The organism is Ignavibacteriota bacterium (assembly GCA_016716225.1).
In the GTDB taxonomy this organism is placed as follows: domain Bacteria; phylum Bacteroidota; class Ignavibacteria; order Ignavibacteriales; family Melioribacteraceae.
The window spans coordinates 1,987,055-2,008,452 of record JADJWT010000001.1 but is presented as its reverse complement, the minus strand read 5'-3'; the positions used below and the strand labels follow the sequence as shown (position 1 = coordinate 2,008,452).

Genomic DNA, 21,398 nt, shown 5'->3' with positions numbered 1-21,398 from the left:
CAGTTTTTTAGTAGTGTAAAAAGATTTGTGTAAATGGTTAATAAAGAAGCTTAATTTTATGCTGTTGAACAACGCTATTGCGGGGTAAACTGTAGCAAAACAGCATTTAATTGTTCAAAAATTATTACTAATTTAATATCATAATCCAAAAGGAGATTACAAATTGAAATCTGTCTACCGCAGGCAGGCTCACCGAAAAAATGATTGAGCAATTAAAGGCGATCTTACAAAAGCAAAAACATATGATGGTCTGATGGGCAAAGATGGTGCAATAAAAAAAATTATAGCCCAATCCTTAGAACAAATGCTCTAAAATGAATTAACCGAACACTTAGGATATGAAAAATATTCACCAGCTGGTAAAAACGACTATAACTCCAGAAAGGGTAAAACACATTAATCTCTAAAGAACGATAACGGCGAAATTGAGATTTCTGTTCCTAGTGATCGTAGTGGTGAATTTGATCCAATAATTGTAATAAAAGTATGAAAAAACAATTGGACCAATTGAGAATAAAATCATTTCTATGTACGCAAAAGGAATGACAATTCGAGATATACAATCTCATATAACAGAGTTATATGGTATTGATATTAGTCATACTCTGGTTTCAAATATTACAGATAAAATAGTTGTTATTTCAGAACAATGGCATCCGTTAGCTAACGGATTAGAAAAGTAACTAAAAACAGAGCTCTTTTTCCAAACAATGATGTTCTTAAAAAAATGCTTTATCTTGCTTATAGAGATTTATCTAAAAAATGGACACTACCATTTCAAAACTGGGCTATTATTTTGTCAAATTTTTCTGTTCATTTTAAGGAAAGATTTCTTGATTTTAATATCTCATTTTTCTATTTACACAAAAACTTTACACTCTCTTGTTCAATCATAAATTATGATTGAAAATTCTAAAAAATCTTTTTTATTTTAATTCACAATTTCTATTTTAATAAAGAACAGATCTTAACAAGACTCTGTTCCTGAATTTACTTTAAAACATAGTTATTAAAATATCCCTATTTCAGTTGCAAATTTTTGCATGCACCCGTAGCAAGTTTCATTTACCACTTCCCTTTCTTCAAGTAATTCTATTCCGCAGTATTGGCAAAATTCGTAGTCGAGTAGATCGTGTGTCCAAGTTATGTTTTGTTGTTTTAGGAATGGCAGTTCGCAGTAATTGTAATTGCTGTACCAGTTACCTTTTTTGTCCCAATGTCCAAGGTGTTCGTTTATTATCCAGTATTTGCCGTGGTTGTTCATAAATAGTAGTTTTGATCTTTCTGCGTACCTTGAAATAAGTTCAACTAATGCGTGGTTGTTTAGGAAGTTTTGCGGTAGTTGTTTTAGTATTTTTTGGTTGAATGCTATTGTGTCGCTAATTTTGGATTTTTTCTGTAGCAGTATGTTTATTATTCCGTTGTGCATGAATGCGAGATTTTCATTTACATAAAACGGATGAATATTATAAAGATCTATGTTTCCGGATGTTGCTATTCTGAAGTGAAGTGCAATTTTTGTTTTCTTAAATTCCTTTCTTAGTGTTGAGTAATATTCATAAAACGTATTGAAATTTTTCAGTTCTTTGAAGATGTTTATTTTTCCATCTATTGCGTACATTATTCCGGCTCCGTCGCTGTTGGTTTGCCAGCATTCATTTAACAGTTCTTTTGTTAAGTGTTCTTTTGTGTTTAATATTATTATGCACATTTTTTTGACTCCATGAATTTTGTTAGGTTTTTGAAGTTTTTGTCTTTTTTTACATAGTTGTAAAATGTTTCTGATGTTAGTTGTTGTAGTGAGGTTGTTTTCACATAGGAGCATATTGCAGCTATGAATTCAATATTTTTGAAGTATGAATAGTCGTTTAGTGTTCCTCTGAATATTCTAAATTCTATTGTGTGTTGGTTTTGAAGGTTTATTGCGGTGTATCTTTCGCTTCCTCCCTTTTTTTTACTTTGGTCATAAATTGCTTTTTTGTCTTTTTTTATCTTGCCCCATTGGTCAAGGTTGTTTGGATTTCTTTGAGATATTGTTTTTATAAATCCTTCATTTTGGCAGAAGAATAAATGCAGTTTAGCTATGTCCAGTCCGGATAAATATTTTTTGGATATGTGAATATGTATTCCGCAAGTGGTTGTGTTATATGACCTATATCCATTACTTCTTAGGGTTTCCAGTAGACTTTTGAATATGTTTTTATGTTCTTTGAACCATTCAAAACTGAATGGGTGTGTTACTATTTCAAATCCGTCATCAATACTGCTGTCGTTTTTTAAGTAGAATAGTTCAGAAATATCACATACTTCTTGTGCACATTTTTGCCTGTCGTTTCCTTTGGATTCTGTTTCAAGTTCTACGCCTATGTAATATTTGTTTTTCTCTTTTGGACTGTTGAAGAATATTGGGTTGGGTTTGTATGAGTAATTATGTATTGCGACACCGCAGTCACAACCGTCGTCACTCCAGTAATCTTCTCCGCAGTTTTCGCAGTAGCTGTGTAAATCGTGGTAGCAGTTATCGCAATAATCGTTGTTTGTGATTTCCGAATAGTATGATTCATCATTGGTTATTGGTTCTTGGCAATTATGGCAGTATGTGTGGTTTTGATAGTAACATTCACTGCAATAACTTGTTCCGCCGTATACGTGTTCACTTTCTTCGTTTTGGTGATAGTATCTATCACATCCATTACAATAATAGTGAGAGTCGTAAAATTCATCTTCGGGTAAGTATTTGTTTAAGTATTCTGAGTAGATACAATCATCTATCCAAAATCTTTCATGGTTAAAAACTATTGTTTGTTCGTTTAGGTAATAAGTTTCATACCATTCATCGTTAAATTCGGTGCAGTTGGATTTTAGTCTGTATTTGCCGTCATTACACTGGCAAATTTGTTCTTTGATTTGGTGCTGCATTATTTTGGTCTCCTTTTTTTTTGAGGAGATCAAACTTTTCCTTTGCAGTTGTTTAGCAGTTGGTCACAATCTTCCTATTATAGTAATTTCCGATACTATTTTATTTTGTGATTGGTTTTAATTTGAGGGTTTGATGTTATTTGGATTTTTGGTATTTCTTTGCTTTATCGTTCATTATTACGAATTCAACTTTGTCAATTTTTATGGTATCAATTGAGTTTGAATCTCTTAATTGATAAACCATGTTTCTGTTGATGTTTTTTAACTTTGCAAAGGTTGAGAATTTTAATATGAGGTTTTTATTAGCGGCTTTTTGAATTTCTGCTATTGTGGGTATGATGTTCATTGAAGTATTTTTCATACTTATAAACTACTATAAGGCTAAACAACTGTCAAGTTTTGATGCTTGATCTCCAAAATTGTTAAATGTAAAATTTAGGGTTTTCGAATTCGTTAAGGAATACTACAGTTAGTGAATCGGCGGAAAAGTTAACATCATCTTTATCGAAAATTCCGCAAATTTCATGCTTATTAACTTTAACAGTCCATGTTTCCATATCTTGCGGATTTTCGTTGTTGATTTTCTCGATTAGTATTTCCAATAATTGTTTTTTTTCTTCTTGATTTAATATTGAAGCTACTTTCCTTGAATATATAACATATAGTCTTCCTAGTGTATTATTTTCTTGCATTTCCATCTTTTCCACCTCGTTTTACAGACTCAAGTACTTTGTGATTGAGGCTGTAAAAAAAATATGGAAGATTTAATAATCTTCCGGGAATAATACAGTTAGCAAATCCTCTCCTGTTGGTCCGGCTCTATGGTCAAGTATACCCCAAAGTTTATAGTTGTTGACGTATACTGTCCAAAGATCCGGGTTAAGCGGATCTTGTTTTTGCATTTTTACTTCAAGTTTTTGAAGTGCTTCATGCATTTCATCCGGTGTCAGTTTTGCTGCTACTGCTCTTGTGGCTACTATGCATAGCGAGCCTTCATTTTGTTTTTTAATATGTTCATTTTTTACCTCCGATTATTTTATACAGACTCAAGTAATGTTAATTGAGTCTGTATGAATTATTTTATTTATTTGAGTTTAGTGTTTCGGGTCAGAATTCTTCGGAAAAGATTATTCTTAGTAGATCTTCTTCGTTTGGTCCGGCTCTTGCATCCAGTAATCCATAGATTTCTTTGTTGTTAAAATTTAATGACCACATATTGAGATTTAATGAAGAATCCTTTTCAATTTCTTCATCTAATTTTGTTAATAATTCAGTTACTTCTTTTTCCGTTAATTCGGTTTTTATTTTGTTTGATGGGTCTATGAAAAGTGTCCCATTATTTTGTTTTTCGATTAAGTTCATTTTTTATTCCTCCGCTTAAGTTTGCAGACTCAAGTGATTTATTATTGAGTCTGCAAAATATTTTAGAATTATTTTCTTAGTTTTTTGGAGAATTAGGATTGCAGTCTTTCATCTAGGGGATTTGGTCGTATTTGGGCTTATTTCAGCCGGAACGGGCCAAATAACTGTTTTCTTTAATTGAAAACTTCTGTTGGTATAATTAAACTACAGCAGCTTTTATCAATCCCGATTCTTTGATCATGGAGATATATGCCTGCTGTAATTTAATTAGTTGTTGTGAATGTGAGTTTGATTTGTGAGTGTCCTATAATTTTTTATGATCGTTATGTTCAATGAATTCTTGATAGTTATTATGAAATGGATATTTTAGTTCTTCTTCCCTTAACAATTTTATTATGTAATCTAATTTTTGATTTACTTCTTTTAATAATTTCATTGCTTCATCTTGAAAATTATTTTCATTGTTTTTTAATGTTTTGTTTTTGGTTGTCATAACTGGAGAGTAAAGAATATTTATTTATATATTTTGTGGTTCATATACAACAAGAATTAAATGATTGAATTCAATATCACAAAAAATTTATTAATTAAATATTAGTCAAGTTTAATTTATTAGAAGATAAGCTTAAATAAAAAAAAATATTTAATTTTATATTTATTTACCTTGACAATATTCAAATTATTTTTTTCATTTCGTGCATAAATCTCTAAACCTACTATGGATACTACTCGATCTGCTATTTAAGAGATTTAATAAATAGCAAATATTCTCCTTATTCTTATCAAGTTTTGATAAAGCTAATAATATTTTTCAATAAATTAAAAGGAGGCAATGTGCCGACAGAAAATGAAACCAAGAAAATTTTCGAAGAACAAAAAGAAAAAGAAGAAATTATTGAAGTTAACGATAAAGGGAATATCTACGCTCCAGGAGAAGCTCCCAGAAGTACTACAGAGAAAACAGTAATTTTCAGAGATAACAAAGGCGAATATAAACGAGGAGGCAGAAATGCAAGGAATACAAGTTAACCGTGATATATTATTTATAGGAAGTGATTTTCTAGAACCAAGAATTATCGCTGAAAAAAGAAAACTTAAAATGTTCTTTCCGCAATTCGAATTTTATGGTATTGATAAGAAAATAACTTCTGTAAGAGGTTTGTTGACTACAAATCTAAACAATTCTTATAATGTTCGAATATCTGTTACAGATTCTTATCCATATGAAATCCCTATTATAGAATTAATTGATTTTGAAATTGATGAAGAATGTCCTCATAAGTATTATGCAGGTAATCTCTGTATTATGAGACCAGATCATTGGAGTTCAGTATATTCCCTTGCATACGTAGTTGCCAGAACAGCAGTTTGGTTAAATAAATATGATATTTGGAGAAGAAATGGAAAAGAAGAATGGCCGGGTAAAGATTCACACAAACATATTGAAGACATTGCAGTTCGATAGGATTGAATATCTGCTTAATCCGGATATTTTCGATGATATTAAAATTACAATCGTCGGATTGGGAAGCGGCGGAGCACCTATTTGCGACAACTTAACGATGAACGGAATCAGAAATTGGGATCTTTATGATCCCGATACTCTTGATGGAATTAATTTAGTCAAGCATCCCCGTCAAAGAAAGGACTTAGGCCGATTAAAAGTTGATATTCAAAAGGAATGGATACTTGATAGAAACCCTTCCGCAAATGTAAGTTCATTTGCGGAAGATATAATGCATTCTGAAAATTTTATTGATTCGGTAAAAAGTTCACATCTTGTTCTTTCATGCCCTGATAAAAACTCAGTACGAGAGTACATTAATGATATTTGTGTCGAAGCAAAAATACCCTTTGTTACCGCTTCTGTTTTTAGAACAGGTATTGGCGGGGAAATTTTTGCCTATATCCCATATAAAACCGGTTGTTATAGATGTTTAGAGTTATATGCAGCTTTGAATGATCTTAATCTAAAAGATGAAGATTTAGGATTAACGTCTGAAGAAGAAAAAAGAAATTATGGTTTGAACGATGCAGATTTTAAAGCTTCTGGATTATCTATTGATATTCAAATGGTTTCATTAATTCAGTCAAGAATGGCACTCTCGGTTTTATTAAGAAATTCAGAAGAGAATAAACTACCGTTATTGGATTCAAATTGGATTATTTGGTCAAATAGACCGGCAAAGAATATTTTTGAAAAACATTTTGAAGCAAAACAATTTTTATTTGCTCCTATGAAAGAATGTAGTTGTAATAGAACTCTAGAACCAATCAAACTATAGGAATAAGGCTAATGCATACAAATAATTTAATAGTTAAAATATCAGATGAAGTTTTTGACCGGATTTATTATACAGTATCAAGTTCAGATGTTGAAGAAGGCGGAAAACTAATCGGTAATATTTCAAAAATTAATAACCATTTTGAAATTAATGTTGAGTCTTATATTGATTCTGGAATAAATGATAGTAAATCAAAAACTCATTTATACCCGGATTGGAATTATCAAGAAAAAGTATTCAAAACAATTGAGTTATTTGATGATAAAGTTAATCATATTGGTTCTTGGCACAGCCATCATTGCAATGGACTTGGGGAATTAAGTACCGGTGATATAAGAAGTTATTTTAGTGATGTAAATAATCCTAATTATATTTTAGATTTTTTTCTTGCAATACTCGTAACTAATGTAACGAAAAACCAATTGCTCATTCGATATTATCTTTTTATTAGAGGTGAAAATACATTTTTTGAAATCAAACAAAAATATATTAGGAAAACCAAAGTAAAAAATAAGGTAACCGAATTGTTGAAATTTTTTAACACATTAACAAATTCTAAACTCGAATCAAATTTTCAGCATAATGAATTATTAACTAGAAACATTCAACCCGTTGATGATTTGAATACGTTTAGGGCAGAAGACAATACTTGGCTGAAAAGTAATTTCAGTAATGTGGTTTGTAAGAGGAATATAGAAACACAAGTAATAAGCTGGGAATGGCGCATTAATATAAATGAAAATGAAATTTTATTTAAGTACTATCACCCTGCTTATATCAATACTCATAAACCACAAAGTTATTTGAAAGTATTCAAAAATGGTCATAAGGATAGGAAGGAGATAGTACCTTTAAATTCTGAAAGGTTTCAGGTTATTAAAAATGTTTATCAAGAAATAGTAAATGAAGAAAATGAATGTCTGTTAAATTTTGTTGAAATTTAAATTAAATTATATTTTTATTACTTAAGAGTGGAAAATTACTTCCCTTATTTGTAAATGGTAATCTCTATTTTTTAGTGATGATTTTATTTTATCATTTGTTTGTAGTAATATTTTAATTTTCATTTTTCAGTAGTAATTTTTTCTTTCAATAATTTTGGGGGCAGTAAGTTAGACTTTACTTCCCCGCCCTCTTTAAACCGTATTTATCGATAGATTTATATATAAGTCTATACATATAAAATTTATATGGCTGCGATTCAAAAATTCCAGAATAATATAGTTAAACGGCTTCCCCGCTTAAGTGATAATCTTGTCAGAATCCAATTTCAAAAATCTAACGGTCAGTTTAAGATTACCATTCCGAGGGGTCTTGCGAAAAGTTTGCGTTTGGTTTGCGGTGATGTGCTTGAGGCTTTTATTGAACGCGGTGATTTGGTGTTTAGGTTAAAGGAGGTTAATATTAAATGAGAAGAGCTTTTGTGTATTTAAGAGTTAGTACCGGTGAACAGGCAAAAGGTTATTCTTTGGATGCTCAATTCGATGAGATTAAAAATTATTGTGAGAATAATGATATTCAGATTATTGAAAAATTTACTGATTCAATGAGCGGAACAAAATTAACCGAGAGAAAAGGTCTGATGGATCTTCTTGACCGTATTGATGTAGATAAGCCTAGTACAGTTATTGCAACTGAGTCTGACCGCATTTCACGAAATACTTTGCAGTTTGGTTGGATTGATACTCACTTATCAATGAAAGGAATAAAATTATTATTGGTTAATGAACGAGAGGCTGACAGCCCTTTTGAAAAAGCATTTCAAAAGATTAGGGCTGTGTTCTCTGAGTTTGAGACTGATCTTAGGCAATGGAGAATAAATCGTGGAAGAGAAAAAGCAAAGTCTAATGCCCGTTTTATGAATCGTCCTCCTTTTGGTTATAAAGTTATTGGCAGAGATGTTATTGTTGATTCCGATTGTAAGGATGTTGTCGTTAATATTTTTGAGGATTATTTTGATAGAGTTCCGATAAAGAAAATTGCTAGGGAGATTGGTAAGAGTCCGGGTAGTGTTAGATATATTTTAAGTAATTATTTTTATATTGATTCTAAGTTGAATGGCGATCATGAGGTTTTTATTGATGTCGTTAAGTTTGAACATGTGCAGTTCAGATTAAAATTTTCTAAAGAGTTTTCTACTAAAAGGTAGTAAAAACCGAAAAGTTTATATACTAGTATCACAATATTTTATTACGGGTGATACCAATGATATTCAACTATCAATACCTACCAAAGACAAAAGAATATGAAAGCATAAAAAACAATGATTCAAAAAATTATGCCTTACCAATAAACTCAAATTACTTGATAAATAATTCAAAAGAGAAAAATTACTTCTCAACTCTAGAAACAACAAATAAAAACTACAAATCCGGCACCGATATAGCCGATATGATAACAAATGATAAATTAAATTTCTTGGGAACAACGGTAAATCATCTTAAATCTCAAATCGAACAAAGAAGTAAAATTCGTGATGATCAAGTAAAAGATCTGGACAAAATGATAAGGGAGTGTGATGTGGGAGTTATGAATCTGGAGTCTTGGCCAATGTTTACAAATCAATTGGTTGAAAAGAAAAGAGCCGACTTTAAGACAAGTATTCAAAAACTGGAATTGGAAAAACAAAAAGAAATGCTTAATTGCTGGAAGGATCAAAACATGCTTTACAAAGAATTACTTGAAACACTCGGCGAATATAAAAATGTTCAGAGAAGATCAAAAATGTTATCCGGGGGTTTTTTAGAATTGTTAGTTGAAGATATTTGTGTAAAGTTAAGACCAATACTTGGCGAGAAAATTGATAGTCTGTGGCGGGCTTATTTAGTTGAAGATATGGATGGCAAAAGAGAAATCGAACAAATTCTTAATATGCTTTATTTAGACAATTTGAATACTGAAATTTCTTCAGACAATGCTGATAATTTATTGGCTCCACCTCCGGCTGAAAATGTCCGAGGCGAATACCCAATCGGAGAAATCATGTACGCCGGTAAAAAACTTTATCCATTTTGCTTAAGAGAGAATGACTGGATAAAACACGTGTTAATAGTCGGCGCTTCGGGTTCGGGCAAAACAAACTTATGTTTTCAAGTTCTAAAGAACTTTATACATAAAAATAAACCTTTTCTTGTTTTGGATTGGAAAAGAAATTACCGGGATATTGTAACTGAAAGTTTTGGCAAAGATATAAGAGTTTATACAGTTGGAAGAGACGTTGCTCCATTTATGTTTAATCCTCTTATTCCTCCTCCGGGTACTTCTCCGAAAACTTGGTTAAAAAGTTAATTGAAATAATTGCACATGCTACTTTTGTCGGTGAAGGAGTAATGTATTTATTACAAAAAAGCTCTTGATAAAACTTACAATGATTTTGGATTATACAGCAATAAACCCGTTGTAAATTATCCGACACTCAAAGATTTACTAAATACTATTGAGCACACAGATGTAAAGGTAGAATCCAGTTGGATGAGCAGTACTCTAAGAGCTCTTGGTGCCTTAACTTTCGGAGAAACTGGGAAAACATTCAATGTAAGACAGCAATCTAATATGGTTGATTTATTAAGTCAACAAGTAATACTCGAGATGGATTCCTTACCAATACAGATAAAATATTTTTTAGTGGAAAGTATTTTATTATGGATACATCATTACAGACTATCGTCTCCTTCTCAAAAACGTGAGGAGTTTGATCATGCAATAATTCTTGAAGAAGCTCATCACGTTATCGGCAAAGATAAAAGTGATCTGGTCGGCGGTGAATCAATAACCGATGTAATTATAAGAGAAATCAGAGAACTCGGAGAATCCGTAATCATTATTGATCAATGCCCGAGTCTTTTATCCTTACCGGCTCGTGGAAATACTTGGTGTACAATTGTATTAAACCTTAAGGATTCAAAAGATGTTAACTCAGCAGCGAGTGCACTTCTTTTAGGAATCTTCTGATAAAAAAATTTTAGGAAGGCTTGAAACCGGCCAAGCCTAAGCTAAAATTCAAGGAGATAACAAACCATTTCTCATAAATGTTCCTTATATTCCTATTAGAAAGGGTTCTGTAAGTGATCTAATGATAAGTGATCTAATGAGACCTTATTCCGCTTGTTCCGCCTCTGAAACATTAACCACTGCCGAAGAGAGACAGATTCCGCAAAATGATGACCAACGGAGTAAAGAGGTTGGAATAACCTCGGAAGAACAAATCTTACTTCATGATATTCATTCAAATAAATTATCCGGTGTAGTAGAACGATACCAAGATTACAATGGAGTAGAAGAAAAGGTAATGAATTAAAAATTCATTACTCAAAAAACAACTCATTGAAACCGAAGAAATTCCAACGAAAAGCGGAAGGGTTATCGTACTTAAATTAACCAAAATTGGCAAATCAAATATCGATCAACCAATATCACAAGATATTCGTGAAGGCGGAATAACTCACGAATTCTGGAAAAATAAATATGCACAGATATTAAAGAATGAGGGTTTTGATATAACTTTTGAAAAATCAATCGGCGACGGAAAATATGTTGATGTTGTAGCATCAAAAAATGATATAAGTATTGCTATCGAAGTTGAAACCGGAAGATCCGATATTTTAACAAATATAAAAAAATGCTTGGAAGCAAATTTCGATAGAATCATTGTTGTTGCAGTCAACGAAAAAATTGAATCAAAAGTAAAGTCATTACTTTCAAGTAATGACTTACATCAAAAACCCAAAATCATTTTAAGCTGTGCAAGAAGAACTATTTAGTTCTTCTCACATCTCATCATCTTCTTCCTCCCCCGCTTCTTTATCAGTGTTTATAACAACAAACTCATAAGCTTTCTGCAAAACCAAAATAACCTTTGGCAATTCAGAATAAACCGAAAAACTGTTCGTTGATTTCCAGTTATTATCTTTATCCTTATAAGTCTTACTTACAATCACATTAAATATCGTTGACTTCACCCCTTTAACAAACGCTGAATTTTCAAAAACGGAAGCCTTAATCGCTCCCGCCCGAAAAACCCTTACCGGTCTATTTCCATTCATTTTCTCACCTCAACACTTAGTTGAGAATCCTTAGGATTCTCAACGGTTTTCTTCTTGTTTGCCATCTCTTTCTTCCAGATCGCATGTTCAATTATTAAAAGTTTTAGACTTGGAGCTTCTCTATCCGGGATCGAAGCAAGCAACGGATCGTTTTCAAATTCAACGATTCTATCTACTTCTTTTATTTCATCTGAATAAGCTTTTGAAAGCAAACAGTCTTTTAATACTTTGCATTCATCTTCATTCCACTCTTCAACGATTCCGTACCAAGAAAGTACTACATCGATTCCGAAATCCACTACATCGAAATATTCGTGTATTGTTTCTGCGGCTTCAATCTGCCTAATTGTGTTTACAAGTTTCTTTGAATACATCTTCGATTCCATTTTCTTTTCCTCCTTGCCCTACCTTTCTAACTCCGGCGGGGTCTTCACTTAATGAGACCCCGTTGGAGGAATAAGGATTTCGTGTGATTTTTTTTATTGTTCTTTGGGTTAGCCGACCTTGAAAAGGGAAAAGTTTATAAAGTCGGATTACGATGAGTAAGTCATGAAATGACGTATCCGATTTATAAACTTTTAGGCGTAAAGACCCAACTCTAATTTAATATAGGGAAATGTTAAATTATTTTTATAAGGAGGTGAATACAAATTGGCAAGACCATTCAAATGCCCGTATTGCAACGGAACTAATACAACTAAGAAAGGTTATAGACAAACACAAACCAGAACAAAAAAAATAAGAATCTGCAGAGATTGTAATAGAAGATTTACTCTAAAAATTTAACCGGATTTTTAATTTGCAAATTTTTGATGCTCAAAATCATGAGAATCAGAATCTCTCGCAATATTATTCGATATTTTGTTATTTCCAAAAATATTTTCAATTAAAAAACAATTTGAACAATATAACCCTCCATTAGTCGAACCGCTATTATTCATAATTACTGAATCCTTCAAAAGAGTAAATTCCACATTAACACTTTCAAATGGATTTATTTATGTATTTCTAATTATCATACTATCTCAAGACTTATTAAAAGCGTAAAATAATTTACACCAGCTCAAATAATAAACATACTTTCAACTAAAATGATAAAATAATTATCAAAAAAATTTTAACCTCTGTTAATTCAAAATATATTCAAGCTAATGATAGTTCTATTTTTTTATTGATTCGGAAGTTATCTTTATCGCAGTCATTTGTCTCTGAAGAATATTGAAAATTGGTTTTTAATTAAATCAACATTCCTACTTAATAAAAAATATTCAATATTAAATTACTCAAACCATTCTCAAAAGTATTATCTTAATTCATAAATAATATTTAGAGTTTTAAGGTAATTTAAAATGATATTTAATAAGCAATAATATTCTATTTAATTAATTTCTATCAATACTTCTTTATTTATATATAGTCGAATTAACGTACTCTTTATAACTGATTGTTTTATATAGGATTACAAGGATATTTGGTGTTCGTTAAATGTACTGTTTTTCCTTACTTAACGTACTTTTTTTATGTATTTAACGAACTTTTTCGCCGGACTTAACGTACTTTTTAAATGACTAAACGAACAAAAATTTATTGAATAATAATGAGAGAAATGATTTTTTTATGTTCTAATTGATTTGAAATATTATTTAGACTGGATAATTCTTTCTTCAAAATTTATCGTTGGACCAAGAATAGAATCTTGCGGAATCGATAACTTTCCTCCTCTTGACCAAATTCTTCCACCCAATCCTTTCTCAAACATTTCGGATTGATCTGCTACCCAAACGAAATCATTTGAGCTATCAGAATTTATAAAATTCGAAATACTAATTTTTCTTTTTGCTGTGTTCGTTATAATGAGTAATCTAAATCCATTAAAGATTGTATTCCATTTTTTTTGATATCGCAAATATTTTTCTGACTGAAAATGAGCTTGATAATTTTGGATTTTGGAAGCAATACTGTTTGATTTGAATCCTTTATTTTGAAGTGATTCAGTTCCCATATCAACTTCAAGAAAGAATAGCAAACTTTTATTTTGATTTTCACTTTTTATATAAAAAACTCCATCGGGAATTAATGTCACAGTTGAATTTTCTATCAACAGATTTTCTGATATTAAAGTTTGTCCATTTTTGTTTAATGGAATAAATGGTGTTGTTGATGAAATAAATTCTGTTTTTAAATTAGAGATCTTAACTTGAATATATTGCAAATGTATTCTAAACCAATTTGTTAATATCTCATGTTCAGTGTTATAAATTTTATCAGCTGTAAATCTTTCAACTGGAATTTTGCTATCAATTAAATTTTCATTTTGAAGAAGTTTAACTCCTTTCTCGCTGATTGAAATAATATTTTCCGGACGACCATGATTTTCTGAAGAGTATCTTTGTTTTAAATTTACCAGATAGTGCTTTGAAAATTTTGCGATTTTTTTTTGAATGATTCTTTTCCCAGAATTATTCAATAATGCTATTTGGTCATTTAGTAAAATTCCAAATTCTGAAATCATAAGTAACAACAATTTGTCTTTTTGTGTGATGATATTCAAAGCAAGAATTCCAAAATATTATTAGATCATTTTTGACTGTTTTATTCCGATATAAATGAGGTAATTGAAATGCTTTTGTTTCAGATAATTTTATTAGAAATGAGATTCATTTGAATGATAAGCTAAAAATTTATTTTAATATTCTAAGCGGGCTTCCCCAAACTTTATCCATTTCATCACGTGCATGTTTTTCAGCTATCGTTAAATATTTCTGCATCATTCTATAAGATTTATGTCCCGTAATACTCATAATCACATCTGGCTTCATTCCTTTTTCAATGGACAAAGTGATAAAAGTACGTCTTGCTGTATGTGTACCTATAAATTCATATTTTGGTTTTGTTATTTTTTTCCACTCGTTCCCCTGTTGCCTTGTTATGGTGGTCAATGAATTAATTTCAGCAAGTTTACAAAGTTCTTTTAGATATAAGTTTGTCTTTTGATTTGATATAATTATAAGAGGTTTTACATGATCCTTATACTTTGTTATGATACTAAGAGCAAAACCACTTAACGGAATATTAAGTAAATCCCTTGTTTTCATTGATCTAAAACTCCATGTAGAATTTCTAATATCTTCCCATTCTATTTTTTCAAGATCTGAGAATCTAACACCAGTAAAACATTGAAAACAAAATGAGTCCCTTACTCTCTGAAGTTTTTCATTTACAATGTCAAGATTATATAATTTCATTAGTTCATCACTAGTAAGATAAATTACTTCAAATTCATTGTTTTTTTCAAACTTGTAAGCTGCGAAATCGGTATTATCTAAATAACCTCTCTTCTTATTTGCACACCAATATAAATATGTTTTGAAATGTTGGATATTTTTTATTGCTGTAACATTTATTAGATTTATTTCATTTACAATATATTGAAAAATTTCATTAATAAAATCTTCGTTAACGTCACTAAAAAGTAATTTCTTTCTCTTATATTTTTCAAAATCCTGTAAAATACTTTTTACTCTTTTATGTTTTTGGATAGTTCTAAAAACTATTTTCCCTTCTCTTTCTTTAAACTTTAAAAACTCATCATAAATTGATACAACTGTAATTTCTTCCTTTTGGTCAAAACCACCAATTATACCTCTTTTAATTTCTTCAAATGATGCTGAAAAATTTCTATCTTTTATATCTTTATAGATTTTTTTTGCTTTAAATTGATACAAATCAAGAGTTTCATTTAAGTCTGAAAGTACACTTTTCAACAGAGGATTTTTCGTACTACGAATAGAAGCTCGCTGCTGCTCTTTATCCCAATAATTTGGATTTACTTTTTCCCCAGTATTTAAATTAAATTCCTTTTTGTTTTCGTAAAATCGACAAAAAATAGTTTGTTCTGGATATTTAGATTTATATCTAGGCAGATAAAAATGAATTGTCATAATAACTTTAATAATTTTTCTTATATGTGTAATTTAATCATTAAAGAAATCTATGTCAATATTCTCTACACATATTCTACACAATTATTCTACATAATAGTACATATACTTTGTATTTATAGGTATACGGTTGTTCTATTGAAATGTGACTATCTTATTGTTTTACTTATACTTATATAATTATTTTCTTATAACGGGAGGGTTTAATATATCACAAAATATATAAGGTTCAAGTCCTAGTCCCGCTACAACTAAAATGCGATTCTATTTAAGATTCGCATTTTTTATTTTAAAGAAAATTTACATTTACCTTATTGTTCCCAAATGTATTATCCCCTCATATTTAAAATTTGAAATGATATACGCATCTACTGCTAATCCTAAAATTAAGCCATAAGCTGCCAAATTTGATTTATCATGAATCTTAATTTCTTTTATTTGGTTACCTGGAATAGTTAAAATTTTATTTTGTGTAAAAACTTCAAAATCTGAAATTAGTGGAAGTTCTCCTTTCTCATATAATTTTGCAAGATTTTTAATTTGATTGTTTTCAATTTCCCCATTTCCAAAATATGTTATTGAAGAAAATGGAATTTTTATAGTGTTTTTATAAGCAGAGTCTCCAATTAAAATTGAATTGAAATCAAAACCAAGGAAATTCTTATTATAAAGTTTTAAACCTTCGGTATAATTATCAATTTTTATATTTTCGGCTTTTAAGGTTTCGCCAAAATTTGGAATTACACCAAATAATTTTTTTTTATTCATAAAATTTTCAAATTCAGTTTTATAAATTTCCTCTGATTTTTCCTTTATTTGGTTAATACTTCCCACAATTTTTGAGTCATCAAATTTTGTAACCGTAATTTTCATATCTCGATCTATTTTATCTTCAATTGAAATATTCTTTTCTGTTTCAACTTTTACAAACGAACCTAAACCAAAACCTATTAAGCTGCAGCCCGTTGAAAGAATGGAAATTATCAAAATCAGAATTACATTTTTCATTTTTACCTCAGAGAATTTCTATTCAAAGATAAAATTTCAATAAAGTTTAAATGTCATAATCTTGTCAAGAAATTGTAAAAATTAAATTTTCTAAAACCTTATAAATTTTTTTATTAATTTTTAGTTGGAAATAAAAATATTCCTTTCACAATCAAGTCATACAAATTTTCAAGGGGGAATTTTGGATAGGCTTTCAGAAGAATTGAATACAATTAAAACAAATAATAAAAAATATATTCTAATTTTAGGATTTTTTATTGTAGTGTATTCGGCATTTATACAATATGATGTTCATTATGCTTACCACATAATTTTTATTTTAGGCGCTGCATTTCTAACAATTGGATATGATAGAATAGAAAAAGAATTGGCTTCTGTTAGAATGAAAAATTTTTACATCAAAGCTAAATTGTCTTATAAAATTGAGGAGATTGAAAAATCAATTACTAAAAATAAAGATGATTTTGATAAAAAAGTTTTACAAAATATTTTAGAAGAAATTGAGTTGTAAAGTAGTTAGAATCCGTTGGCAAACGGATTTTAACTTTTCCCTATTTTCTCCAATTCTTCCCATCTGTTATAAAGATTTTTAACTTTTTCTTGAGCTAAATTTAAATCATTATTTAATTCGGTTGTTTTAGTTCCGTACTTTTCATAAAAATCTTCCAACGAAAAAATTTGTTCAATTCTGCTTACTTCTTCTTCAGCTTTTATGATTTTTTCTTCAATAGTTTCTAGTTCTTTTTTTTCTTTCCAAGTTAATTTTCTTGGTTTAGCTTTTTCATAAATTATTTCCTTCTCAACTTTTGGAGTAATTTTATCTTCAGCAAAATTTCTCTTTGTTTTTTTTTCAATGAAATAATCATAGTTCCCTTCACTAAAAAAAATATTTCCGTTACCTTCAAATGCTAAAATTCCATTGCAAATTCTATTTAGAAAATATCTATCATGACTAACAACCACTACGCAGCCGTTAAATGCAAGAAGTGCTTCTTCAAGAATTCTTAATGTTGGTAAATCTAAATCATTTGTCGGTTCATCCAGCATTAAAAAGTTTCCGCCGTTTTTTAGTATTTGTGCAAGTGTTAATCTGCTTTTTTCACCTCCGGAAAGTCTGCCTACTAATGTATTTATTCTGTCATCAGTAAATAGAAATCTCCTTAAGTATGACCAAACTGTTAACTGCTGATCACCAAATTTTATAAAATTATTACCTTCACTAATTGCATCAATTACAGAATCTTCGTCATTCAATATCAATCTTGACTGATCCACATAATTGAATTTAGTTTTTTCACCAATTAAAATATCTCCATTATCCGGATTAAGCTTGCCAAGTAGAATCTTAAGTAAAGATGTTTTTCCAATTCCATTTTCGCCAATTATTCCTAACTTTCTTTGCGGAGTAAAAACGAAATTTAAGTCTTTTATAAGAAGATTATTTTCAATTGAATAGGAAATATTTTTTAACTCAAGAATTGTATTCCCAAGTTTTTCCGGTGGTGGAATTATCAAATCAACATCTAGTTCAACTTCTAAATTTTGTTGAGAAGCAATTTCATAATAAGTATCTAAACGACTTTTAGCTTTTGTCCTTCTGGCTCTTGGTCCACGCACAACCCATTCCAATTCTCTTCGCAAAAAGTTTTGACGCTTTCGTTCTTCAACTTCTTTTATAGCTTGTCTTTCAGCTTTGTTTATTAAATAATCGGTATAATTTCCTCTGTGCGAAATAAATTCACCTTGAGATAATTCAACAATTCTGTTTGCAATTCTATCCAAAAAATATCTATCGTGAGTTACAAATATGCAAGTACCTTTGTAATTGCTTAAATAATTTTCAATCCACTCAATAGAAGTTGTATCCAAATGATTTGTAGGTTCATCTAAAATTAGTAAATCGGGTTGAGCTATAATTGATCGGCATAAAGCAACTCTCCTCATTTCTCCGCCGGATAAATTTTGAATTTCTCTATTTCCTTCTGGAGCATTTAAAGATTCAAGTATTTGTTTAATTTTATTTTCAATATTCCAGCCATCAACAGAATTAATTTTTTCTTCTAAAATTAATTTTCTCGGCGAATCATATTTTAATTCTTCATATTCATTTATAATTTTTAAAATATAATCAGCACCATCCATAACATTTTGAAAAACATTTTTATTTTGATTAAGTGTAAATTCTTGAGTTAAAAATCCAATTTGAAGATCTTTTCTTTTTGCAACATTCCCGAAATCTGGTTGAATATGATCAGAAATAATTTTAAGAAAAGTAGATTTTCCCGCACCATTTCTGCCGACTAAACCAATCCGATCACCTTCATGAATACTAATCGATGCTTTATTTAAAACAATTTGTTCACCGTAATGAACTTCAAGATCCATTGCAGTAAGAATAACCGCACTAATATTATTTTCCATTATACCTTATTAAAATATGGTGTGAAATATAACCAAGAATCAAATTTTAGTAATAGATATGAGATAAAAGTTTTTATAATTTTTTCACTTTTGTTTGCTCTTTCAATATTTCCTCACCCAATTGCCGCATTTGTCTCTGAATCCATATAACTCTTCTTTGTCTGTAATTGGTTAAAGTATTAACTTTATATTTTTTTGGATTTGGTAAAACAGCAGCGAGCATTGCTGCATTTTGATTTGTTAATTTATCAGCATCTCTTTTAAAAAATTTTTTTGCAGCTGCTTGAACTCCATAAACATTCTCTCCAAACTCAGCTACATTTAAATAAACTTCTAAAATTCTATCTTTCGACCATATTAATTCCAAAAGCAAAGTAAAATAAACTTCCAAACCTTTTCTAACAAAACTTTTATCTGACCAAAGAAATAAATTTTTTGCCGTCTGTTGAGTAATTGTACTTGCACCACGTGTAATTTTACTTTTTTTATTCCTCTTCAAAGCTTTTTCAATCGATTGGAAATCAAATCCAAAATGATCAAAAAATTTTTGATCTTCTGCTGCAATTACCGCTAGTTTTGCAGAATTAGATATTTCATCATAATCTGTCCAATCATATTTTACCGATTCAAAATTACCATCAATAACATTTTTGATTTTTTGTTGAATTATAAATGATGAAGTAGGAATTGGAAGAAATCTAAATATTCCCACAATTAAAATTGTTGTAATTATAAAAAAAAGAAAAAGTGAAAGAAATATTTTCCAGATTTTTTTAAACATATATAAAGTGAAATTTTATTTTAGGAAAAATAGTGTTTTCGAAAATCAATTCTAAATTTTATTAAACTAAATAAATGTTTGATTATAAATTAGTCTGGTTTATTTGGAAAAGAAGAAAATATTTTGCTATTCGTTAAATTTTCACTAAGTAAAAATGGTGGGAAAAACCATCAAATAGTAATTTGCGCAATGAGCGATTGTAATTAATAAAATTTCTTTATTATTAAACTTTTCAAAAGTATCAGAAGTTGAAATTGAAAATTCATAATTAAATTTACTCCATTTAATACTAGGGCGAACAACCATAAGTTCTTTATCATTTTCATCCATAACGAGATAATTATCTTTTAATATCCCCTTGTGTTTAAAAAAATAATGCTTTACTTTTTTCTCAAGTTTTGAAGTTATTACAATATTTCCGTTCCAACTCATCGTAAAACTTAAATAAATTTTATCACTATCTTTAACTTCAACAGTTGTTCCTAAAAATCCTTTTGGTTCAATTTTAAATAGCTTATCAATCAATTCTACATTAGCTTTTAACGAATACCAATGTTCATAAATTAATTTGCCAAGAAGTTTTTCATTATTTGTTAGAGAAAAATTTTTTGATTTATCGGCTTTAACTTTATATTCTGCCATGTTAATTCCGGAATAATTTTGTTAAGCGAATTCCAATAACAATTTTTTAACCAAATTTTTCGCCATTTGAATTTTATAAGTATTCATTTCTAAAGCTTCGGATTTTGCAAAGGCAAATGTAGATAATTTTTCAATATTACTTTCATCAATTTTAAAATTCGTCAATTCTGCATTTAGTTTTTCTTCTTCCCAAGGAATGGGAGCAACTCCGCCAAAAGTAATTTTTCCAAATTTAATAATTTTATTTTCGATTTCAAAAACTCCGGCAATGCTAACTAAGGCAAAATCCCAAGCACCTCTTTCTTTAACTTTTATATATTTTGAAACTGTATTAGGTACACTTGGAATAATAATTTCAGTTAAAATTTCTCCGTCTTTTAAAATATTTTCTTTTTGATCATTTACATTTGGCAGAACAAAAAATTCCTTCGCCGGGATTATTTTTTCAGCTTTTCCATCACTTATTTTAAACTTTGCGTTTAATGCTAAAAGTGCAACCGCTGAGTCTGAAGGATGAACAATATAACAAGGTCCGCCGCCAATAATACAATGGTATTTATTATTTCCGGTTACCGCAAAACATGTATCACCACCTTTGCGTATGCAATCATAATCTCCTCTAAAATAAAAACAGCGCGGACGCTGGCAAATATTTCCCCCGATTGTTCCAACGTTTCTTAATTGTAATGTTGCAATTTCTTTAACTGATTGTTGCAAAACATTAAATTTATTTTTAACAATTTCACTTTTTTCAATTTCGCTTAATTTTGTTAATGCACCAATCTTCAAACCTTCTTTATCATCAAACTTAATGTAACTAAGCGATTTTATATTTTTCAAATTCACCAATTGATTTGGTGAAATAATATCATCTTTTATTAACCCAAGTATATCTGTACCGCCGGCATATAAAAAAGATTTATTATTTTTCTTTATGTAAGTTGAAGCTGATTCAATTGATTGCGGTTGCATATATTCAAAATTGTTCATGCTTATC

The 21,398-nt window shown here is 29.7% G+C and carries 26 protein-coding genes; 10 read left to right on the top strand and 16 right to left on the bottom strand.

Annotation, left to right across the window (positions count from 1 at the left end; genetic code table 11):
- Positions 1–542: 542 nt before the first annotated feature.
- Positions 543–683, top strand: a complete 141-nt coding sequence (locus IPM32_08800; protein ID MBK8945353.1) for a hypothetical protein — start codon at positions 543–545, stop codon at positions 681–683.
- A 326-nt stretch (positions 684–1,009) separates the two neighbouring features.
- Here IPM32_08800 and IPM32_08795 read toward each other — a convergent pair whose 3' ends face one another.
- From IPM32_08795 to IPM32_08765, 7 genes are all read right to left on the bottom strand, one after another.
- Complete coding sequence (locus IPM32_08795; GenBank protein MBK8945352.1) at positions 1,010–1,711, bottom strand: class II glutamine amidotransferase; 702 nt, start codon at positions 1,709–1,711, stop codon at positions 1,010–1,012.
- A complete protein-coding gene (locus tag IPM32_08790) occupies positions 1,702–2,919 on the bottom strand; it encodes a hypothetical protein (protein ID MBK8945351.1) in 1,218 nt (405 codons plus the stop codon). The genes IPM32_08795 and IPM32_08790 overlap by 10 nt, the downstream gene beginning before the upstream one ends.
- Before the next feature lie 136 nt (positions 2,920–3,055).
- Positions 3,056–3,280 (bottom strand): hypothetical protein, encoded by a 225-nt coding sequence (locus IPM32_08785; protein ID MBK8945350.1) that lies wholly within the window; start codon positions 3,278–3,280, stop codon positions 3,056–3,058.
- A gap of 61 nt (positions 3,281–3,341) precedes the next feature.
- A complete protein-coding gene (locus IPM32_08780; GenBank protein MBK8945349.1) occupies positions 3,342–3,617 on the bottom strand; it encodes a hypothetical protein in 276 nt (91 codons plus the stop codon).
- 66 nt (positions 3,618–3,683) lie between these two features.
- Positions 3,684–3,854, bottom strand: a complete 171-nt coding sequence (locus tag IPM32_08775; GenBank protein MBK8945348.1) for a hypothetical protein — start codon at positions 3,852–3,854, stop codon at positions 3,684–3,686.
- 172 nt (positions 3,855–4,026) lie between these two features.
- Positions 4,027–4,281 (bottom strand): hypothetical protein, encoded by a 255-nt coding sequence (locus IPM32_08770; protein MBK8945347.1) that lies wholly within the window; start codon positions 4,279–4,281, stop codon positions 4,027–4,029.
- A gap of 304 nt (positions 4,282–4,585) precedes the next feature.
- A complete protein-coding gene (locus IPM32_08765; protein MBK8945346.1) occupies positions 4,586–4,774 on the bottom strand; it encodes a hypothetical protein in 189 nt (62 codons plus the stop codon).
- 341 nt (positions 4,775–5,115) lie between these two features.
- Between IPM32_08765 and IPM32_08760 the strand changes: the two genes are divergently transcribed.
- From IPM32_08760 to IPM32_08725, 8 genes are all read left to right on the top strand, one after another.
- Entirely contained in the window at positions 5,116–5,310 is a 195-nt protein-coding gene (locus IPM32_08760) for a hypothetical protein (GenBank protein MBK8945345.1), read from the top strand.
- The gene (locus tag IPM32_08755; GenBank protein MBK8945344.1) at positions 5,291–5,746 is read left to right on the top strand and encodes a hypothetical protein; all 456 of its coding nucleotides are present in this window, start codon (positions 5,291–5,293) and stop codon (positions 5,744–5,746) included. Before IPM32_08760 ends, IPM32_08755 begins: the two co-directional genes overlap by 20 nt.
- Positions 5,682–6,566 (top strand): ThiF family adenylyltransferase, encoded by an 885-nt coding sequence (locus tag IPM32_08750; protein ID MBK8945343.1) that lies wholly within the window; start codon positions 5,682–5,684, stop codon positions 6,564–6,566. The genes IPM32_08755 and IPM32_08750 overlap by 65 nt, the downstream gene beginning before the upstream one ends.
- An 11-nt stretch (positions 6,567–6,577) precedes the next feature.
- Positions 6,578–7,510: a hypothetical protein gene (locus tag IPM32_08745; protein MBK8945342.1), complete on the top strand. Its 933-nt coding sequence runs from the start codon at positions 6,578–6,580 to the stop codon at positions 7,508–7,510.
- 464 nt (positions 7,511–7,974) lie between these two features.
- The gene (locus tag IPM32_08740) at positions 7,975–8,715 is read left to right on the top strand and encodes a recombinase family protein (protein MBK8945341.1); all 741 of its coding nucleotides are present in this window, start codon (positions 7,975–7,977) and stop codon (positions 8,713–8,715) included.
- Between the two features lie 56 nt (positions 8,716–8,771).
- Positions 8,772–9,854 (top strand): DUF87 domain-containing protein, encoded by a 1,083-nt coding sequence (locus tag IPM32_08735; GenBank protein MBK8945340.1) that lies wholly within the window; start codon positions 8,772–8,774, stop codon positions 9,852–9,854.
- 183 nt (positions 9,855–10,037) lie between these two features.
- Complete coding sequence (locus IPM32_08730) at positions 10,038–10,517, top strand: hypothetical protein (GenBank protein ID MBK8945339.1); 480 nt, start codon at positions 10,038–10,040, stop codon at positions 10,515–10,517.
- Between the two features lie 136 nt (positions 10,518–10,653).
- Positions 10,654–10,863, top strand: coding sequence for a hypothetical protein (locus IPM32_08725; GenBank protein MBK8945338.1), 210 nt, complete (start codon positions 10,654–10,656; stop codon positions 10,861–10,863).
- Between the two features lie 469 nt (positions 10,864–11,332).
- Here IPM32_08725 and IPM32_08720 read toward each other — a convergent pair whose 3' ends face one another.
- The 5 genes from IPM32_08720 to IPM32_08700 form a co-directional block, all read right to left on the bottom strand.
- The gene (locus IPM32_08720) at positions 11,333–11,608 is read right to left on the bottom strand and encodes a hypothetical protein (protein ID MBK8945337.1); all 276 of its coding nucleotides are present in this window, start codon (positions 11,606–11,608) and stop codon (positions 11,333–11,335) included.
- Positions 11,605–11,994: a hypothetical protein gene (locus IPM32_08715; protein ID MBK8945336.1), complete on the bottom strand. Its 390-nt coding sequence runs from the start codon at positions 11,992–11,994 to the stop codon at positions 11,605–11,607. Before IPM32_08715 ends, IPM32_08720 begins: the two co-directional genes overlap by 4 nt.
- 1,253 nt (positions 11,995–13,247) lie before the next feature.
- Positions 13,248–14,120 (bottom strand): replication-relaxation family protein, encoded by an 873-nt coding sequence (locus IPM32_08710; GenBank protein ID MBK8945335.1) that lies wholly within the window; start codon positions 14,118–14,120, stop codon positions 13,248–13,250.
- Between the two features lie 169 nt (positions 14,121–14,289).
- Positions 14,290–15,549 (bottom strand): tyrosine-type recombinase/integrase, encoded by a 1,260-nt coding sequence (locus IPM32_08705; GenBank protein MBK8945334.1) that lies wholly within the window; start codon positions 15,547–15,549, stop codon positions 14,290–14,292.
- A gap of 306 nt (positions 15,550–15,855) precedes the next feature.
- Entirely contained in the window at positions 15,856–16,557 is a 702-nt protein-coding gene (locus tag IPM32_08700) for a hypothetical protein (GenBank protein ID MBK8945333.1), read from the bottom strand.
- Positions 16,558–16,738: 181 nt separating this feature from the next.
- Between IPM32_08700 and IPM32_08695 the strand changes: the two genes are divergently transcribed.
- On the top strand, positions 16,739–17,068 hold the full coding sequence (locus IPM32_08695; GenBank protein MBK8945332.1) for a hypothetical protein: 330 nt from the start codon (positions 16,739–16,741) through the stop codon (positions 17,066–17,068).
- A gap of 29 nt (positions 17,069–17,097) precedes the next feature.
- Here IPM32_08695 and IPM32_08690 read toward each other — a convergent pair whose 3' ends face one another.
- From IPM32_08690 to IPM32_08675, 4 genes are all read right to left on the bottom strand, one after another.
- Positions 17,098–18,978 carry an ATP-binding cassette domain-containing protein gene (locus IPM32_08690; protein MBK8945331.1) on the bottom strand — a complete coding sequence of 627 codons (1,881 nt, stop codon included), beginning with the start codon at positions 18,976–18,978 and terminating at the stop codon, positions 17,098–17,100.
- Between the two features lie 73 nt (positions 18,979–19,051).
- On the bottom strand, positions 19,052–19,759 hold the full coding sequence (gene mtgA / locus IPM32_08685) for a monofunctional biosynthetic peptidoglycan transglycosylase (protein ID MBK8945330.1): 708 nt from the start codon (positions 19,757–19,759) through the stop codon (positions 19,052–19,054).
- A 144-nt stretch (positions 19,760–19,903) separates the two neighbouring features.
- On the bottom strand, positions 19,904–20,401 hold the full coding sequence (locus IPM32_08680) for a hypothetical protein (protein MBK8945329.1): 498 nt from the start codon (positions 20,399–20,401) through the stop codon (positions 19,904–19,906).
- Positions 20,402–20,422: 21 nt separating this feature from the next.
- The gene (locus IPM32_08675; GenBank protein ID MBK8945328.1) at positions 20,423–21,391 is read right to left on the bottom strand and encodes an FAD binding domain-containing protein; all 969 of its coding nucleotides are present in this window, start codon (positions 21,389–21,391) and stop codon (positions 20,423–20,425) included.
- Positions 21,392–21,398: the final 7 nt, after the last annotated feature.

Coding starts and splice junctions, on each gene's coding strand:
- IPM32_08800 (MBK8945353.1), top strand. CDS start 543: ATGACAATTCGAGATATACAATCTCATATAACAGAGTTATATGGTATT.
- IPM32_08795 (MBK8945352.1), bottom strand. CDS start 1,711: ATGTGCATAATAATATTAAACACAAAAGAACACTTAACAAAAGAACTG.
- IPM32_08790 (MBK8945351.1), bottom strand. CDS start 2,919: ATGCAGCACCAAATCAAAGAACAAATTTGCCAGTGTAATGACGGCAAA.
- IPM32_08785 (MBK8945350.1), bottom strand. CDS start 3,280: ATGAAAAATACTTCAATGAACATCATACCCACAATAGCAGAAATTCAA.
- IPM32_08780 (MBK8945349.1), bottom strand. CDS start 3,617: ATGGAAATGCAAGAAAATAATACACTAGGAAGACTATATGTTATATAT.
- IPM32_08775 (MBK8945348.1), bottom strand. CDS start 3,854: ATGCATGAAGCACTTCAAAAACTTGAAGTAAAAATGCAAAAACAAGAT.
- IPM32_08770 (MBK8945347.1), bottom strand. CDS start 4,281: ATGAACTTAATCGAAAAACAAAATAATGGGACACTTTTCATAGACCCA.
- IPM32_08765 (MBK8945346.1), bottom strand. CDS start 4,774: ATGACAACCAAAAACAAAACATTAAAAAACAATGAAAATAATTTTCAA.
- IPM32_08755 (MBK8945344.1), top strand. CDS start 5,291: ATGCAAGGAATACAAGTTAACCGTGATATATTATTTATAGGAAGTGAT.
- IPM32_08750 (MBK8945343.1), top strand. CDS start 5,682: ATGGAAAAGAAGAATGGCCGGGTAAAGATTCACACAAACATATTGAAG.
- IPM32_08745 (MBK8945342.1), top strand. CDS start 6,578: ATGCATACAAATAATTTAATAGTTAAAATATCAGATGAAGTTTTTGAC.
- IPM32_08740 (MBK8945341.1), top strand. CDS start 7,975: ATGAGAAGAGCTTTTGTGTATTTAAGAGTTAGTACCGGTGAACAGGCA.
- IPM32_08735 (MBK8945340.1), top strand. CDS start 8,772: ATGATATTCAACTATCAATACCTACCAAAGACAAAAGAATATGAAAGC.
- IPM32_08730 (MBK8945339.1), top strand. CDS start 10,038: ATGAGCAGTACTCTAAGAGCTCTTGGTGCCTTAACTTTCGGAGAAACT.
- IPM32_08725 (MBK8945338.1), top strand. CDS start 10,654: ATGAGACCTTATTCCGCTTGTTCCGCCTCTGAAACATTAACCACTGCC.
- IPM32_08720 (MBK8945337.1), bottom strand. CDS start 11,608: ATGAATGGAAATAGACCGGTAAGGGTTTTTCGGGCGGGAGCGATTAAG.
- IPM32_08715 (MBK8945336.1), bottom strand. CDS start 11,994: ATGGAATCGAAGATGTATTCAAAGAAACTTGTAAACACAATTAGGCAG.
- IPM32_08710 (MBK8945335.1), bottom strand. CDS start 14,120: ATGATTTCAGAATTTGGAATTTTACTAAATGACCAAATAGCATTATTG.
- IPM32_08705 (MBK8945334.1), bottom strand. CDS start 15,549: ATGACAATTCATTTTTATCTGCCTAGATATAAATCTAAATATCCAGAA.
- IPM32_08700 (MBK8945333.1), bottom strand. CDS start 16,557: ATGAAAAATGTAATTCTGATTTTGATAATTTCCATTCTTTCAACGGGC.
- IPM32_08690 (MBK8945331.1), bottom strand. CDS start 18,978: ATGGAAAATAATATTAGTGCGGTTATTCTTACTGCAATGGATCTTGAA.
- mtgA (MBK8945330.1), bottom strand. CDS start 19,759: ATGTTTAAAAAAATCTGGAAAATATTTCTTTCACTTTTTCTTTTTTTT.
- IPM32_08680 (MBK8945329.1), bottom strand. CDS start 20,401: ATGGCAGAATATAAAGTTAAAGCCGATAAATCAAAAAATTTTTCTCTA.
- IPM32_08675 (MBK8945328.1), bottom strand. CDS start 21,391: ATGAACAATTTTGAATATATGCAACCGCAATCAATTGAATCAGCTTCA.